The sequence below is a fragment of the Sphingobium fontiphilum genome, from assembly GCF_014196635.1.
Taxonomy (GTDB): domain Bacteria; phylum Pseudomonadota; class Alphaproteobacteria; order Sphingomonadales; family Sphingomonadaceae; genus Sphingobium; species Sphingobium fontiphilum.
This window is the reverse complement of record NZ_JACIEB010000002.1, coordinates 533,747-549,590: the sequence shown is the minus strand read 5'-3', so window position 1 is coordinate 549,590 and position 15,844 is coordinate 533,747. Positions and strand designations below refer to the sequence as shown.

The following is a 15,844-nucleotide window of genomic DNA, read 5'->3' as shown; positions in this document are numbered from 1 at the left end:
ACCCCCACGCCAAACAGGCCGAAGACATGACCGCACCCCGATACCGTTACTTCACCACAACTTCACCCTTGATCGCAGGGCGCCGTCCAGACATGCCAGTTTACTTAACCCCCAAATTGTGCGGGGAACTCTGCAACCCACAGATTTCGGTGACAGTGCATTAAATTGAGTGAAGCTGGACCCCGGCTCAAGGCCGGGGCGACGTGAGAGTGGCGGCTTTTCCTTTCCCTTTCCGCGTTTCCCTTTGCGACCAATTTCCCCTGCCTCACGCCGCCGGCATGGTCCCTGGGCGGAGATAGGCGAACATGTGGGCGACATAGTCCGCTTTGCCCAGGTCCACGCCCTGTTGCCGCAGGATGGCGTAGGCGGTCATCACGTGGAAGTAGAATTGGGGCAGCGCCCAGTCGCGGGCATATTGCTGCGCGGTGAGGTCGAAGATCAGGCCGATGGGGAGGTCATGGGCGATGGCGCGGTCCGGGTCGGCGTCGGGCGTGGCGGCGGCGAGGCTTTCGACCGTGGCGATGGTGTCGGCGATGCGGGCCTGCGCCTGCGCCATGGTGCCGGGGTGATCGCCCGCATGGCGCCCTTCATCCAGCAATTCGGTGATAGCGGGCGGGAAGGCTTCGCCACGCAGCCGGTGCATCCCCTCGCGCGCTTGGACGCAGGCGAAGCGGACTTGTGTCGAGAGGGGGAACATGTCGGGCGCGAGCCGGGCGGCGAGCAGCGCGTCCGCGGCTTCGCCGGGCATCTGCGCCTGCGCCTTGTCCAGCCAGAAGGACAGGGCGCGCAGCATCTGGACATAGGTGGGGGCGAGCAGGTCCGGGAGGGTCATGGGGCGTCCTTGATGCGGGCGGTGGGCTTGCAGGGCAGGATAGCGAGGGATGGGGGGATGCGCGAGGGGGCTAAGGGGGGGGAGGGTAGCTGGACCCCGGCTCAGGGCCGGGGTGACGCGTGTTTTTGGGGGACGATGGGAACAAAAAAGCGGCGCCTCCTTTTGGAAGCGCCGCCTTTTTTGTCAGTCGTCGGGCGATTTTATCAGCGGGCGACGTCGCCTTCGGTGACCGGGGCGATCTTGATTTCGACGCGGCGGTTGGCGGCCTTGCCCTCTTCGGTCAGGTTCGACGCGATCGGCTGGGTTTCGCCATAGCCGCGCGTGCCGATGCGGGCGGACTGCACGCCGCGGCTGACGAGGTAGCTGGCGACCGATTGGGCGCGGCGTTCCGACAGGCCCTGATTATAGGCGTCGGACCCGTCGCTGTCGGTGTGGCCGAGCACGTCGATATAGGTTTTGGGATATTGCGCCAGCACCGAAGCGACGTCGTTGAGCGTCGGCTGGAACTGGGGCTGCACGGTCGCGCTGTCATAGCCGAAGGTGATGCCCGATGGCATGCGCAGCAGCAGATTGTCGCCGTCGCGGATGACGTCGACGCCGGTGCCGGCGGTCTGTTCGCGCAGCTTGCGCTCCTGCGCGTCCATATAGGCGCCGATGCCCGCGCCCGCGATGGCGCCGATGCCTGCGCCCACGATCTTTTCCGTGCGGTCGCGTTTGCCGCCGACCAGATCGCCCAGCAAATAGCCGCCCAGCGCGCCGCCGATGCCGCCGATGGCCGCCTTCGATATGCTGCGCTGGCCCGTGTTCGGGTCGGTCGTGCAGGCGGTGGTCGCCAGCATGGCGGCAAGGCCAGCGGCGCCCATGATGCGGTGTGTCATCTTCATGCGATCCATCCTTTTGTCATGTCTACGTCCGTGCGTGACGGGTGTAGCCCCAATCTCCGACGCGGCCATTTGTTCCACAGCCGAACTGAACGGGACGTGATAGGATGGTTGTGAAATTGTCAGAATGCGGGCATGGATGGGGCGACCGCCATGGCCACGACCCTTCCCGCACCGCTGACGCCCTTTCCATGGGGCGATGTCGTCATCATCCTGGTGTTGATTGCGATCAATGGGCTGTTCGCCATGTCCGAACTGGCCATCGTGTCGGCGCGCAAGCCGCGTTTGCAGACGATGGAGAAGGCCGGGCGGCGTGGCGCGCGATCGGCGCTGACTCTGGCCGCCGACCCCGGCAAGTTCCTGTCGGCGGTGCAGATCGGCATCACCCTGATCGGCATCGTCGCGGGCGCCTATTCCGGGGCGAGCCTGGGTGGGCCGGTCGCCGAGCGGCTGGCGGCGTGGGGCGTGCCCGCCCAGCTGGCCGACAATGCCGGGTTCACGCTGGTCATCGGCCTCACCACCTATGCCTCGCTGATCGTTGGCGAACTGGTGCCCAAGCAGTTCGCGTTGCGCGCGCCCGAAGCGATCGCCGTGCTGGTGGCGACGCCGATGCTGTGGCTGGCGCGGGCGACGGCGCCGCTGGTCTGGCTGCTCGACGGGTCGAGCGCGCTCATCTTTCGCCTGTTGCGGATGAACCGCGAATCGCAAAGCCATGTGACGGCCGAGGAACTGCATCTGATCGTCGCCGAGGCAAGTCGGTCCGGCGTGATCGAGGAAAGCGAGCGGGCGATCATTTCGGGCGTCGTGCGGCTGGCCGACCGGCCGGTGCGCGAGGTGATGACGCCGCGCATGGATGTCGACTGGATCGACATCACCGCCAGCGAGGAGGCGATTCGCGCGCGGTTGCTGGAAACGCCGCACACGCGCCTGCCGGTCGGGCGGGGCAGCGTGGAGGACATTATCGGCATTCTTCAGGCGCGCGACATCATGACCGCGCTGTTCCGGGGCGAAGCGCTGAATGTCGAGGGGTTGCTGCGCAAGGCGGAGGTGGTGCCCGACCAGGTCGACGCGATGGACGCGCTGGAGGTGCTGCGCCGCGCCGACGTGCCGATGGTGATGGTGCATGACGAATATGGCCATTTCGAAGGGATCGTGACCCCGGCCGACCTGTTGTCCGCCATCGCCGGCCATTTCGCCAGCGACCTCGCGCTGGACGACGAACCGGATGTGGTGGAGCGGGAGGACGGCAGCCTGCTGGTGTCGGGGCAGATGCCCGTCGACCAGTTGGCCGACCGCATCGGCATCGACCTGCCCGAAGACCGCGATTATGCGACGGTGGCGGGCCACGCCCTGTGGCTGTTGAAGCGGTTGCCCGATGTGGGCGACCATGTCGACGATCAGGGATGGCGGTTCGAGATCGTCGACATGGACGGACGCAAGATCGACAAGCTGCTGGTGGCGATGCGGTAGATGGGTATTCAGTTCTGGCGTCTTGCAAAGGGCGCCTTTTCGCCACGTCACACCTGAGTGTCGATTGGCCCTGCGCCGCGAGGACAAATACTGACCTGAACGAGCGTCAGCTGGCGAAACGCCTGCAACGTGGCCTGAATGCTGGAATATTGAGGGGGCGGTCATTCTCGAAGGCGCGCAAAAAGTGCTCGCTGGGCTGGGTTGATAGACGCGCTTGGCCAATCTGTTTCACGTCGTGATGACGGCAGAAATTCTCGGCGATGCTCGCTGTCGTAAAACAGTGTCCCGTGGATGCCGAGAGCTTCTCGCTTCAAGATAGGTCGATCCCACATTGGGCCGACGACACGGTTTGCCCCTTCGTCGCCAAGGCGTTCAAACACGTCTTCGATAATCTGCATGTCGCTACCATTCGGAAAGATAGCAGCGAACTCTTCGTCGGTTGCTTGGAATAGGCTGAAGGTTGCATTCGTCGCGCCGTCAATGATCTGAACGTTCTTCATGCTGACCTTATCGCGGTTCCATCCAACGTTCGCAACGTCGGCGCGTCCGGAAAGGCCGCTTTCATTCGAAATGCTTCAACGCTCGACGTCAAACAGCCCGCTCGAATTTGTCCACGCCGCCCAGGGGCGGTCTGCCCGACGGTTGTTTTCGCCATGACCTTCTGTCCGCTTCCCAAGTCCTTCGCGGCGGCCTAAACAGACCTTCATGGAACGATTTGATGTCATCATATTGGGCGGCGGGCTGGTTGGGCTGACGCTGGGGATTGCGCTCAGCGGCCATGGCGTGCGTTGCGCCGTGATTGACCCCGCTGATCCGGTGGAAACGGTCGCGGGCGGATTTGACGGGCGGGTGTCGGCGATTTCGTCGACCAGCGTCGCGATGTTCGACGCCATCGGCGTCAGCGCCCATCTGGAAGGCAAGGGGTGCCCGATCGACCGGATCTGGGTGAGCGACGGGTTGCAGCCGGGCGCTCTGGATTTCGCGCCGGACGCGGAAGATGGCAAGATGGGGATCATGTTCCCGAACCGCGAACTGCGCGTCGCGCTGGCGGCGCGGGCGGGGGAGATGCCCGACCTGAAACGATACCAGCCCGACCGCGCGGTGGACGTGGTGCGCGACGCCGATGGCGTGCGGGTGACGCTGGCCAGCGGGGCGACGATCACCGCAGGCCTGCTGGTCGCGGCGGAGGGGCGCAACAGCCCGACGCGCGAGGCGGCGGGCATCCGCACGACGGGATGGCGCTATGATCATGTCGCGATGGTGACGGCCATCGACCATGAGGTGCCGCACGCCAACACCGCCTATGAGATTTTCTACCCCGGCGGGCCGCTGGCGCTGTTGCCGATGCTGCCGGGCACGCGCTCGGCGGTGGTGTGGACCGTGCCGTCGGCCGATGCGGGCGCGATGATGAAGCTGTCCGAGCGCGGCTGGCTCGCTGAGGCGCAGAAGCGCATGGGCGGCTTTCTGGGCGACATCCGCCTGGCGGGGCCGCGATCATCCTATCCGCTGGGCTTCCACCATGCGGCGCGGATCACCGATACGCGGCTCGCGCTGGTCGGCGATTCGGCCCATGGCATCCACCCGATCGCCGGGCAGGGGCTGAACCTGGGGCTGCGCGACGCTGCGGCGCTGACGCAGGTGGTGGTGGAAGGAATGCGGCTGGGCCTTGATCCGGGCGATGCGCAGTTGATGACGCGGTATCAGCGGTGGCGTGGGCTGGACGCGCTGTCTATCAGCATCGCCATGGACGGCCTTGTCCGTCTCTTCGACGTGCCCGGCCGCGCGCCCTCGGCCATTCGTCGCGCCGGGCTGGCGGCGGTGCAGCGGCTCTCGCCGCTCAAGAATCGCTTCATGGCCGAAGCGCGCGGTCAGTCCGGCGATTTGCCGCTGCTGCTGTCGGGCGAGATGGTCTGAACCGTCCGTGCGTCGGTCATGATGTTCCAGGTGGCGATGAACAGGGCGGCGATCACCGGCCCGATGACGAAGCCGTTGATGCCGAACGCCTCTATCCCGCCCAGGGTCGAGATGAGCACGACATAATCGGGCATCCGCGTGTCGCGGCCGACCAATATCGGGCGCAGCACATTGTCGACCATGCCGATGACGAGCACGCCGCAGCCGACGAGGATCGCGCCCTTGAGATAGGCCCCAGTGGCGAAGAGATAAATGGCCACGGGCACCCAGATGAGGCCTGTGCCGATGGCCGGCAACAGTGAGAAAAAGCCCATCAGCACGCCCCAGAGCAGCGCGCCGCCAATGCCCAGGCCCCAGAAGACGATGCCGCCGATCAGTCCTTGAACGATGGCGACAACGACGCTGCCCTTCATGGTCGCGCGGATGACCTTCACGAACTGGTCGGCGAGCGCCAGGCGCTGGCCCCGGTGCAGCGGCACCGCCCGTTCCAGCCGAATGAGCAGCCGGTCGCCGTCGCGCAGCAGGAAGAAGGTGAGGTAGAGCATGACGCCCAGCGCGATGAAAAATCCGAAGGCGCTCTGGCCGATCAGGAACGCCTGCGACGCCACCGCGCGCGCGCCGTTGGCCACCCCCGAACCCAGCATCTCGCGCGCGGCGGCGAAGTTGTTCTGGCCGAAACGCCGCACCCAGCGTTGCGCCCAGTCGGGCAGGGCGGACTGGAACTGCTGGAAATAATGGGCGAAGTCGATCTGGCCGCCCTTGATCTGATTATAAAGCGTGCTGGCTTCCTGCACCAGCGCCGCGCCCAGCACGATGGCGGGAATGATGACCAGCGAAACGATGATGAGCAGGGTGATGGCCGCCGCGCTGTTGCGCCGCCCCGGCATCAGCGAACGGATGCGGTTGTTGAGCGGGGTGAAGAGAATGGCGGCGACCAGCCCCCACAATATCGCCCCGAAAAAGGGCTCCACCACCCAGCCAAAGGCCAGGGTGATGAGGATGACGAGGACCAGAAAACCGGCGTCTTCCAGTGACATGGACGTTTTGGCGGGGGGCGTGGGAGAGGGCGGCATGGTTTTTCCTTCGCTTCGCCAGCGTAGTAGCAGCATAAACCAGCGTCGGCATAGAGGGGGGCGGGTGGATGAAGGCGGGCGGCGCGAAAATTTTGGGTGCGGTGTTGGCGGGCGGCCAATCGCGCCGTTTTGGCAGCGACAAGGCGCTGGCGATGATCGACGGCACGCCGATGATCGAGCGGGTGATCGCCGCGCTGGCGCCGCAGGTCGATGACCTTGTGCTGTGCGGGCGCGACTGGCCGGGCTGCGTGACGCTGGCCGACCGGCCGGAGGGCGGGGCGGGGCCGCTCGCGGGGCTGAACACGGCGCTGCGCCATGCGGCCGACCATGGCTTTGACGGGGTGCTGGCCGTGCCGGTCGACGTGCTGCCGCTGCCCGAAGACCTGGCCGCGCGGCTGGTGGGGGAAGGGCCGGCGGTGCTGGAGCGGCAATATGCGGTCGGATGGTGGCCGACGGCGCTTGGCCCCCGGCTCGACGCCTGGCTGGCGCAGGGACATCGGCGGATCGGGCAGTGGATGGCGGAAGCGGGCGCGGAGCGGCGGCCGGAACCGGAGGGGATGCGCAACATCAACCGGCCGGAGGATTGGCCCGCCAACCCGGATCAGGGGCGCCAGCGCTGATCGCGGGCCGCTCGCTCGGCCGTCGCGTCGGCCGCTCCTCCGGCGATCAGCCGGTCGACGGTATCGGCGACGCGCGGATCTCCCGATGCGGCCTGTCGGTAGGCGAGGTCGGATCGGTCGCCCGGGACAAGCTGTTGCAGCCGCCATTGGCCGCCTTCGCGGCACGCCACGCCCGCCACGGTCGCGCCGCCAAAGCTGCGGCACCAGCCGCCGTCCTGGCGCTGGAAGCTGACGCCGATGCGAATGAGGGCGTCGGCGTCGGGCGCGGAGGCCAGTTGGGTGTCGAGCGCGCGGGCGAGGTCGCCCTGCGCCACCATCGCGCCATCGCGCAGGTCGACGGGGCCGTCGGCCGGGGGCAGGCGATGGCCGATGGCAAGGCCGATGAGCAGGCTGGCCGCGATAGCGCCGCCGGTCGCCCAGTGCGTCCAGCGGCGCGCGGCGGGGCGATGGAGCGGGCGCACCGTCGCCGCGTCATCCAGCAGGCGCGTAAAGCGGTCGGGCGCCGCCTCATCCGCGACCGGCGCATAATGGACCGCAAGCCGGTCGCGCAATCGCCTGTGCATCGCCAGCCGCCGGGTCAGGGCCGGATCCTCGGCTATGGCGTGCTCGACCCGGCGGCGCGTGACGTCATCCAGTTCGCCATCGACCAGCGCGATCAGCATTTTCTCGCTCAGATCGGTCATGCCGCTTCCCCCAATATTTCAATGAGTGCGCCGCGCCCGCGCACCAGCCGCGATGTCAGCGTGCCCATGGGTATGCCCAATATGGCGGCCGCTTCCTTGTAGGACAGGCCCTCCACCAGCACGAGCGCAATCGCTTCGCGCTGTTCATCGGGCAGGGCCTGCATCGCCCGGTCGACATCCGATAGCATCATATGCGCCTCCACATCGCGGTCGCCCGCATGGCCGACATGGGCGCCCGCCTCCTCCGCCACGAATGTCTGCGCGGCGCGCTGCCGGGCGCGGCCCTCATCGATCCACAGGTTGCGGACGATGCGATACATCCAGCTGTCGAGCCGGGTGCCCGGCCGCCACTGGTCGCGCGAACGCAGCGCCCGTTCCAGCGCCGCCTGACACAAATCGTCGGCATCGGCGCGGTCGCGCGACAGGCTGGCAGCGAAGCGCCGCAGCCGGGGCACAAGCGCCAGCAGGTCGCTTTCAAAGGCCATGATCGCGGTCTTTTTCCTGTTCCACGGGGATGAAACGCACGCGCCCGGCCGTTTCATCCCGGCAGATGGAAATAATTTCGCGGCCGGACATTTTATGCGGGCGCGGGAAAGGACGGCCGGGATGAAGCGATGGGCATGGATGTGGGGCGGGCTGGCGCTGGCGCCGGTGATGGCCGCCGCGCAGATATTGCCGGGGGCGGGCGGACTGGAGGGGGTGACGGCCCCGTTGTCGCCGCTGGTCGACGCGCTGGCGGACAGGGCCGATGCCGGTGCGCTGGTCCCCGGCGCGCTGATCGAACGATTGCGCGCAGCGCGACAGGCGCGGATCGCCGAGCTGCTGCGCCGCCATGGCGACGTTGTCGAACTGGACGATCGCGGCGCGCCCGCGCGGCGTGGGCTGATCCTGCTGACCGGCGCGGACGAGGCGGCCATCGCGGCGGTGCGCGGCGCGGGTTATGGCGTGGCGATGGAGCGGATCGACGGGCTGGACCTGTCCGTCGCGCGTGTGACCGTGCCGCAAGGACGGCCGCTGAAGACCACCCTGCGCGAAGTGCGGCGACTGGCCGGGGGCGCGCAGGTCAGCGCCGACAATCTTTATGTCCCCGGCGGGCAGGCGGGCGGTAGCGGATCGGCGGTGGCAGCCCAGGGGCGCATCGCCGGAGCGGCGGCGGGGCTGATCGATGGCGGCGTGGCGCGGCATCCGTCGCTGACCGGGCCGGTCGAGCAACAGGGATTCGCGCGCGGCGCGCCGCGGCCTTCGGCCCACGGCACGGCGGTCGCATCGCTGATCGCGGGCAATGGCGCGATCAGGGGCGGGGCGCCGGGCGCGCCGTTGCTGGCCGCCGATGTCTATGGCGACGATCCGGCGGGCGGCGGCGCCTTCGCCATTGCCCGCGCGCTGGGCTGGATGGCGGCGCGGCGCGTGCGCGTGGTGACGGTCAGCCTGAGCGGGCCGGACAATCCGCTGCTGGCCGGCGCCATCCGGCTGGCGGCGGACAGGGGCGTTCAGGTCGTCGCGGCGGTGGGCAATGACGGCCCGGCCGCGCCGCCCGCCTATCCCGCCTCCTATCCCGGCGTGATCGCGGTGACGGGCATTGACGGGCGCGGGCGGGTGCTTCCCGAAGCGGGGCGGGCGCGGCATGTCGATTTCGCCGCGCCGGGCGCGGACATGCGCGCGGCCGACGGGGATGGCGGGATGACGGCGGTGCGCGGCACCAGTTTTGCCGCGCCGCTGGTGGCGGGACGTTTATTGGCGGCAGGCAGCCTCAAGGTGCTGGCGGCGGAGGCGAAACCGGGCCGCGACAGGCGGACGGGGCGCGGCGTGATTTGCGGGAATTGCAGAAATATGGATTGAATATTAGATATATAGGATATTTTCGGGCGACGCGGGATTAAAACCGGCCCGGCCCCCGTTCTCCCTTCATCAACGATCAACGGCATGAAGAGGAGACGTGCGATGCAGATGAAATTGCTGATCATGGCCGGGATGATGGCCGGACTGACCCCGATGGCGGCGCAGGCCCAGTTGCTGGGCGGCGGCAGCCTGGGCGGATCATTGGGCGGATCGCTTGGCGGATCATTGGGCGGCGCACTGGGCCCGGTGGGCGGCGTACTGGACGGCCGTTCGGGCGGGCATGGCGATCTGGGCGTCGAGCGCAGCGTCAATGCCCGTGAGGGCAAGGCCAGCGCGCGGGGCCATGGGTCGGGCGGCGTCGACGGCGCGTTGGACGGCCGCACGACCAGGGGCGAGCGCGCTGCGGCGTCGGGTTCGGCCAGCGGCGGCGGCAATGCGGGCCTGGCGGTCGATACGCTGGGCGTGCAGGATGCGACGGCCATTGCCGGAGCAGCGCGCGACCGGGTCGGCTATGCTGCGGGACGTGCGCGGGATCGCGCCGTCAACGCCGCAGGCCGGGCGCGCGACCGCGCGTCGGATGCCGTGGGCGCGGCGCGCGAAGCGGCCGGGTCAGCGGCGGGATCGGCCAGCGGTTCGGTGACGGCGCAAGGATCGGCCAGCGGATCGGGCTCGGCCAGCGCCGGTCGCGAACCTTCGCAATGATGCGCTGACCGGGGTGGACGAATGACAAAAAAGGCCGATGATCCCGTCAGGATCGTCGGCCTTTTCGCGTGCTGAGACAGGAACGGGGTCAGGCGACGGCCGACTGAAATCCCTCCACCTCATCCGGATCGCGCAGCACATAGCCGCGGCCCCAGACGGTTTCGATATAATTGTCGCCGCCGCAGGCCAGCGCCAGTTTCTTGCGCAGCTTGCAGATGAACACGTCGATGATCTTGAGTTCCGGTTCGTCCATGCCGCCATAAAGATGGTTGAGGAACATTTCCTTGGTCAGCGTCGTGCCCTTGCGCAGCGAGAGCAGTTCGAGCATCGCATATTCCTTGCCGGTCAGGTGGACGCGGTTGCCGTCGACCCCCACCGTCTTGGCGTCGAGATTGACCGACAGCTTGCCGGTGCGGATGACGCTTTGCGAATGGCCCTTGGAGCGGCGAACGACGGCGTGGATGCGGGCCACCAGTTCTTCGCGGTGGAACGGCTTGGTCACATAATCGTCGGCGCCAAAGCCGAAGCTGCGCACCTTGCTGTCCATTTCCGAGATGCCCGACAGGATCAGCACCGGGGTCTGCACCTTGGCAGCCCGCAGTTTCTTCAGCACGTCATAGCCGTGCATGTCGGGCAGGTTGAGGTCGAGGCAGATGATGTCGTAATCATAGAGCTTGCCCAGATCGAGACCCTCTTCGCCAAGGTCGGTCGTATAGACGTTGAAACCTTCGGTCGTGAGCATGAGTTCGATCGCCTTGGCGGTCGTCGGTTCGTCTTCGATCAGCAGCACGCGCATGTGAAGCCCCTTTGTGTAGCGGTCCATTCCCCCACCAGAACGGCAGCCGCACCAATTCATTAACCAAAAAACTTCTGAAGGCAAAAGGTTAATTTTTGGCTAACCCGCAGAATTCCGCGAGTCGGTCCTATTTGAATCTGTTTACAAAGGGTTGAGGCCGAAACGATTTCTGCAGAGTCAAGCAAGATACAGCCGCGTAACGACCCCCATCAGCAGCCATGGCGCCGGACGAGGAAGTCGATGAGCGCGTCGACGCGGGCCGGGCGCAGGCGGGAGGGCGGGGTGACGAGGTGGAGGCCGAGCGGCGGCGCGCGCCAGTCGGTCAATATTTCCTCCACCTGCCCATTTTTTTGCGCCTCGCCGATGATGAAGTCGGGCAGACGGGCTATGCCCAGCCCGCCGATCAGCACCGGCAGCATGGCGTCGCCGCTGTTGGCGGTCATCCGCGCGCGAACCTGAACCGAGACGCTTTGCAGCCCCGGCCCGGAAAAGCGCCAGACATCGGGCGCCTGCGTATTGGCGTAGCACAGGCAGTCGTGGTCGCCGAGGTCGGCGGGATGGGTGGGGCGGCCATGGGCGGCGAGATAGGCGGGCGCGGCCACGGTGAACAGGCGCACATCGGCCAGCCGCCGCGCGCGCAGCGAGCTGTCGGGCATGTCCGCGATCCGCAAGGTCAGGTCCAGCCCGCGCTCCACCAGGTCGATATGTTCGTCGGACAGGTGCAGGTCGACATTGACCTGTGGGTTTTCGGCCATGAACTCCGCCAGCAGCGGCGCGACCCGCAGCAGGCCGAAGGTCATCGGCGCGGCGAGGCGGACGAGGCCGGACAGATCCGCCGTTTCATCGCGCGCGGCCTCCTCCGCCGCCTGTCCTTCGGCGAGGATGCGGCGGGCGTGGTCGACGAGGCGGCGGCCGCTTTCGGTGAGCGCCAGGCGACGACTGGTGCGGTTGAACAGGCTGGTGTCGAGATGCTGTTCCAGGCGGGTCACCCCCTTGGACACGGTCGCCTTCGACAGGCCCAGCGCGCGGGCGGCGTCGGTGAAGCTGCGATGCTCCACCACCGCCGCGAACATCGCCCATGCCTCGAAGTCCGGTAATCGCATATGGAAACAATCCGTTTCATTACCGCCTGTTTAAGAAACGATCCTGATCGCTAGATTGTCGAAAAGCAAGCGGGAAGCTCTCCCGCCATTCCGAAAGGCACAAGGCAATGAACACGACCACCGCGAGCCGCATCGAGCGCCGCCCGTTCGCGTCGCTGGGAGCCGCCAACCATGGCTGGCTGAATGCGCGCCATCATTTTTCGTTCGCCGATTACCATGATCCCGCACGGGTCCACTGGGGCAATCTGCGCGTGTGGAACGACGATGAAATCGCGCCGCGCAGCGGCTTTCCGCCGCACCCCCATGCCGACATGGAAATCATCACCTATGTGCGCACCGGCGCGATCACGCATCAGGACAGCCTGGGCAACAAGGGGCGCACGCAGGCGGGCGACGTGCAGGTGATGAGCGCTGGCACGGGCATCCGCCATGCGGAATATAATCTGGAGGATGTGACGACGACATTGTTCCAGATCTGGATCATCCCCGACCAGCGCGGCGGCGCGCCAAGCTGGGGCGCCAAGCCTTTTCCGCGCGACAGCCGCGACGGCAATCTGGTGGTTCTGGCCAGCGGCCATGCCGAGGACGCCGAAGCGCTGCGCATCCGGGCCGACGCCCGGCTGCTGGGCGGGACGATCCGCGCCGGGCAGAGCGTGACTTATGACAGCGCGGCGGGACGCCACCTGTATCTGGTGCCCGCGACCGGCCGGATCAGCATCGACGGCGAAGTGATCGAGGCGCGCGACGGGGTCGCTATCCGGGGCGGCGAGCCGATCACCATCACCGCGATCGAGGATAGCGAGATCGTCCTGGTCGACAGCAAATAGAGCGGAACATCTCGGCGGCCCCGGCGCGGGGCCGTTCGCTGCCCGCGTCATTCCCTCCCCGAAAAGTCGCGGCGCGGGCGGCCTTTCAACGATTTTCAAGGAGTAGCATCATGGCGAAGGTTCTGGTTCTCTATTATTCCTCCTATGGCCATATCGAAACCATGGCCAAGGCCGTAGCCGAGGGCGCGGCGGCGGCGGGCGCGCAGGTCGACATCAGGCGGGTGCCCGAAACCGTGCCGCCGGAGATCGCGAAAAACGCCCATTTCAAGCTGGATCAGGACGCGCCGGTCGCGACCGTCGCCGACCTGGCTGCGTATGATGCGATCATCGTCGGCACCGGCACGCGCTTTGGCCGCATGTCGAGCCAGATGGCGGCCTTTTTCGACGCGGCGGGCGGCTTGTGGGCGCGCGGCGCACTTAATGGCAAGGTCGGCGGCGCCTTCACCTCCACTGCCAGCCAGCATGGCGGGCAGGAAACGACGCTGTTTTCGATCATCACCAATTTGCTGCATTTCGGCATGGTGATTGTCGGGCTGGACTATGGCTTTGCCGGACAGACAGGCGTGGACAAGGTGCGCGGCGGCGCCCCCTATGGCGCGACGACATTGGCCGATGGCGACGGCAGCCGCCAGCCGAGCGAAGAGGAACTGGACGGCGCCCGCTATCAGGGCCGCCGCATCGCGGAAACCGCGATCAAATTGCACGGCTGATTTTATCGCACGGCTGGGCGGCGTTCATGCCGTCTGAATGGTGCAACCGGCGGCGCTGACGGGTCGCACCTTTGGCTCGACGGTGGCGGGGTTGGCGCTTTGGACTGTGGTTCAACCCCGCCCGCACCCCGCCGATCCAGCAGGCATGGCCCCCTAAAGCAGCCAGCGCGACGCCAGTGGCGAGCGGCGGATCAGCCGGTCGATGGCGAACGGCAGAGCCAGCGCGACGGCGAACAGCGCGCCCTTGCCCATATAAGGCGTGAGGTGGTGGATGATGGCGACATGCAGATACATGATGACCATCGCCGCCTGCCCCAGCGGGACGAGCCATGCCGCGCGATGGCCCAGCCGTTCGCAAGCCCGCATCAGCAGCACGCAGGTCGCGACCGCGCCGATGATCGACAGGATCGGCCAGCCATAATCGCCCGCCTTCATGTTGATCGTGGGAAAGAGGAACAGGCCGCAGAGTGACAGCGGGATCAGCAGGGCGGCTATCACCGGATGCCAGCCCATCCGCCGAAACAGCGCGCCCGCCCACAACAATGCAAAGGCCATGGGGCTGGAGAGCAGCCCCAGCGGCGACCAGTCGATGATCGCGCCCAGCCCATAGGCGAGCGCCAGCGCGACCGGCGCCGCCACGGCCCAGGCGCGGCCCCGCACATCGGGCCAGCGCGCCAGCGCCGCGTTGAAGGCGATCCGCGCGAAAAGCAGGCAGGGCACGAACCAGAAAATGGTGAACGGCCCGCGCAGTTCCGATCCGCCGATCAGCACCGGCGCGATGTCGGCGGGCCAATCATGGAAGATCGCCCGGCCGCCCTTTGCCGCTTCGGCGCAGTAATCGCCCGCCAGCACCGCCAGCAGGAACAGCGCATAGGGGCGCATCATCGCGGGAATGTGCCGCCGCGCGAAGACGACAGGCGGGCGCGGCGCGGACAGATAGCCCGACAGGATGAAGAAGAGCGGCATGTGAAAGCTGTAGATCGCGTCGCGCATGGCCCCGCGCGTCCACACATGGGCGGCGACCACCGCAACGATGCCGACGCCGCGCACGGCATCCACCCAGATCAGCCGTTCGTCCCGCCCTCTTTCGCTCATGGGCGGCAATCCCTATAGGAAGCGGATCGGGCGTCAACCGCGCGCCCCTTTTTCCGAAAGTTTGCCCAAACCGTGACCCTGCTGTCCGACCAAGTGCTGTTCATCGATGGCGAGGCGCTGATCCTCGACAAGCCCGCCGGCCTGCCGGTCGACGCGCCGCGCGACGGGTCGATGAGCGTTGAAAATCATCTCGCTTCGCTGACCTTTGGCTTTCAGCGTTGGCCGCTGCCCGTCCACCGGCTGGACCGCGACACCAGCGGCTGCCTGTTGCTGGCCCGCAATCCCAAGGCGCACAAGCGCTTCGCCGCCGCTTTCGAGGTGGGGACGGTGGAAAAACGCTATGTCGCGGTGGTCGACGGCGTGCCGGCCGAGGATGAAGGGCGGATCGAACTGGCGCTCAAGAAGATCAGCAGCGCGGCGCGCGGATGGCGGATGATCCCCGCGCGCGACGGCAAGGCGGCGGTGACGCTATGGCGCAAGATCGCGGAGAAGGACGGACGGGCGCTGATCGCCTTCACGCCCGCGACCGGACGCACCCATCAGATCCGCGTTCATGCCGCCCATGGGCTGGGTTTCGGCATTGTCGGCGACGCGGTTTATGGAACCGGGGCGGGCGAGGGGCCGGGGATGTTGCTGCACAGCCGTTTCCTGTCCATCCCGCGCGGCGAAAAGCCCCCGGCGCAGGCGACGGCTATGCTGCCCGACAGCTTCGCGCGGGCGGGCTTTGACGAAGCGATGCTGACCGATGCAGGATTTTGAGATAGCGCAGGACGCGCTGGAGGAGCGGTTCATCACCGCGGGCGGGCCGGGCGGGCAGAATGTCAACAAGGTGGCGACCGCCGTGCAGTTGCGCGTCGCGCTCTATCGGCTGGGCCTGGCCCCTTATGCCTATCGCAAGCTCAAGGAACTGGCGGGATCGCGGCTCAGCTCCAGCGGGATATTGGTGATCCAGGCGTCGCGTTTCCGCACGCAGGAGGCGAACCGGCAGGATGCGCGCGAGCGGTTGATGGCGATGCTGGCCAAGGCGCATGAACGCGACGCCCGGCGGATAAAGACGAAACCAAGCAAGGCCGCCAAGGCGAAGCGGGTGGACGGCAAGAAGGCGCGCGGCACGGTGAAGGCCGGGCGGGGCAAGGTGTCTCTTGACTGAAGCCGCCAAAGGAACGGCTGTCTCGGGCTGTGCTGGCGATTTCTGGACTGAATCGCAGACAAAGCGCCCGATTTCCACGCGCCGACGCGAAGCCGCCGCTAAACGCAGATGCAATCCGATTGTCGCATAAACGCCATGCAGGAGTCATC

Annotated in this window: 18 protein-coding genes; 9 read left to right on the top strand and 9 right to left on the bottom strand. The window is 67.0% G+C overall.

The window, feature by feature from the left end; all coding sequences use genetic code 11:
- Window positions 1-265: 265 nt before the first annotated feature.
- Together GGR44_RS07015 and GGR44_RS07010 are read right to left on the bottom strand one after the other, a co-directional pair.
- The gene (locus GGR44_RS07015; protein ID WP_183954818.1) at window positions 266-832 is read right to left on the bottom strand and encodes a DUF1993 domain-containing protein; all 567 of its coding nucleotides are present in this window, start codon (window positions 830-832) and stop codon (window positions 266-268) included.
- 203 nt (window positions 833-1,035) lie between these two features.
- Entirely contained in the window at window positions 1,036-1,716 is a 681-nt protein-coding gene (locus tag GGR44_RS07010) for a YiaD family glycine zipper/OmpA-like lipoprotein (RefSeq protein WP_183954817.1), read from the bottom strand.
- Between the two features lie 150 nt (window positions 1,717-1,866).
- On the opposite strand from GGR44_RS07010, the gene GGR44_RS07005 reads away from it, so the two are divergent.
- Window positions 1,867-3,183 (top strand): hemolysin family protein, encoded by a 1,317-nt coding sequence (locus GGR44_RS07005; RefSeq protein WP_183954816.1) that lies wholly within the window; start codon window positions 1,867-1,869, stop codon window positions 3,181-3,183.
- Window positions 3,184-3,344: 161 nt separating this feature from the next.
- On the opposite strand, the gene GGR44_RS07000 is transcribed toward GGR44_RS07005, so the two are convergent.
- Window positions 3,345-3,683 (bottom strand): hypothetical protein, encoded by a 339-nt coding sequence (locus GGR44_RS07000; RefSeq protein WP_183954815.1) that lies wholly within the window; start codon window positions 3,681-3,683, stop codon window positions 3,345-3,347.
- Between the two features lie 205 nt (window positions 3,684-3,888).
- Here GGR44_RS07000 and GGR44_RS06995 point away from each other — a divergent pair, with 205 nt between their 5' ends.
- Window positions 3,889-5,097 (top strand): UbiH/UbiF/VisC/COQ6 family ubiquinone biosynthesis hydroxylase, encoded by a 1,209-nt coding sequence (locus GGR44_RS06995; protein WP_183954814.1) that lies wholly within the window; start codon window positions 3,889-3,891, stop codon window positions 5,095-5,097.
- On the opposite strand, the gene GGR44_RS06990 is transcribed toward GGR44_RS06995, so the two are convergent.
- On the bottom strand, window positions 5,052-6,134 hold the full coding sequence (locus tag GGR44_RS06990) for an AI-2E family transporter (RefSeq protein ID WP_246344338.1): 1,083 nt from the start codon (window positions 6,132-6,134) through the stop codon (window positions 5,052-5,054). The two genes, GGR44_RS06995 and GGR44_RS06990, sit on opposite strands and share 46 nt — an antisense overlap.
- A gap of 104 nt (window positions 6,135-6,238) precedes the next feature.
- Here GGR44_RS06990 and mobA point away from each other — a divergent pair, with 104 nt between their 5' ends.
- Entirely contained in the window at window positions 6,239-6,790 is a 552-nt protein-coding gene (gene mobA, locus GGR44_RS06985) for a molybdenum cofactor guanylyltransferase (RefSeq protein WP_183954812.1), read from the top strand.
- Here mobA and GGR44_RS06980 read toward each other — a convergent pair.
- Together GGR44_RS06980 and GGR44_RS06975 are read right to left on the bottom strand one after the other, a co-directional pair.
- A complete protein-coding gene (locus GGR44_RS06980; RefSeq protein WP_183954811.1) occupies window positions 6,772-7,473 on the bottom strand; it encodes an anti-sigma factor family protein in 702 nt (233 codons plus the stop codon). The genes mobA and GGR44_RS06980 overlap by 19 nt on opposite strands.
- A complete protein-coding gene (locus GGR44_RS06975) occupies window positions 7,470-7,958 on the bottom strand; it encodes an RNA polymerase sigma factor (RefSeq protein ID WP_183954810.1) in 489 nt (162 codons plus the stop codon). Before GGR44_RS06975 ends, GGR44_RS06980 begins: the two co-directional genes overlap by 4 nt.
- A gap of 121 nt (window positions 7,959-8,079) precedes the next feature.
- On the opposite strand from GGR44_RS06975, the gene GGR44_RS06970 reads away from it, so the two are divergent.
- Both GGR44_RS06970 and GGR44_RS06965 read left to right on the top strand, forming a co-directional pair.
- Complete coding sequence (locus GGR44_RS06970) at window positions 8,080-9,312, top strand: S8 family serine peptidase (RefSeq protein ID WP_246344337.1); 1,233 nt, start codon at window positions 8,080-8,082, stop codon at window positions 9,310-9,312.
- A gap of 102 nt (window positions 9,313-9,414) precedes the next feature.
- Window positions 9,415-10,014 carry a hypothetical protein gene (locus GGR44_RS06965; protein WP_183954809.1) on the top strand — a complete coding sequence of 200 codons (600 nt, stop codon included), beginning with the start codon at window positions 9,415-9,417 and terminating at the stop codon, window positions 10,012-10,014.
- A gap of 88 nt (window positions 10,015-10,102) precedes the next feature.
- On the opposite strand, the gene ctrA is transcribed toward GGR44_RS06965, so the two are convergent.
- Together ctrA and GGR44_RS06955 are read right to left on the bottom strand one after the other, a co-directional pair.
- A complete protein-coding gene (gene ctrA / locus GGR44_RS06960; RefSeq protein ID WP_183954808.1) occupies window positions 10,103-10,810 on the bottom strand; it encodes a response regulator transcription factor CtrA in 708 nt (235 codons plus the stop codon).
- A 209-nt stretch (window positions 10,811-11,019) separates the two neighbouring features.
- Window positions 11,020-11,913: a LysR family transcriptional regulator gene (locus GGR44_RS06955; protein WP_183954807.1), complete on the bottom strand. Its 894-nt coding sequence runs from the start codon at window positions 11,911-11,913 to the stop codon at window positions 11,020-11,022.
- A 107-nt stretch (window positions 11,914-12,020) separates the two neighbouring features.
- Here GGR44_RS06955 and GGR44_RS06950 point away from each other — a divergent pair, with 107 nt between their 5' ends.
- Together GGR44_RS06950 and wrbA are read left to right on the top strand one after the other, a co-directional pair.
- Entirely contained in the window at window positions 12,021-12,740 is a 720-nt protein-coding gene (locus GGR44_RS06950) for a pirin family protein (protein WP_183954806.1), read from the top strand.
- Window positions 12,741-12,850: 110 nt separating this feature from the next.
- Window positions 12,851-13,450 (top strand): NAD(P)H:quinone oxidoreductase, encoded by a 600-nt coding sequence (wrbA, locus tag GGR44_RS06945; protein WP_183954805.1) that lies wholly within the window; start codon window positions 12,851-12,853, stop codon window positions 13,448-13,450.
- Between the two features lie 153 nt (window positions 13,451-13,603).
- Here wrbA and GGR44_RS06940 read toward each other — a convergent pair whose 3' ends face one another.
- Entirely contained in the window at window positions 13,604-14,545 is a 942-nt protein-coding gene (locus GGR44_RS06940) for an acyltransferase family protein (RefSeq protein WP_183954804.1), read from the bottom strand.
- A 72-nt stretch (window positions 14,546-14,617) separates the two neighbouring features.
- Here GGR44_RS06940 and GGR44_RS06935 point away from each other — a divergent pair, with 72 nt between their 5' ends.
- The gene (locus GGR44_RS06935) at window positions 14,618-15,304 is read left to right on the top strand and encodes a pseudouridine synthase (protein WP_183954802.1); all 687 of its coding nucleotides are present in this window, start codon (window positions 14,618-14,620) and stop codon (window positions 15,302-15,304) included.
- Entirely contained in the window at window positions 15,291-15,695 is a 405-nt protein-coding gene (gene arfB, locus GGR44_RS06930; RefSeq protein ID WP_183954800.1) for an alternative ribosome rescue aminoacyl-tRNA hydrolase ArfB, read from the top strand. Before GGR44_RS06935 ends, arfB begins: the two co-directional genes overlap by 14 nt.
- Window positions 15,696-15,844 lie beyond the last annotated feature (149 nt).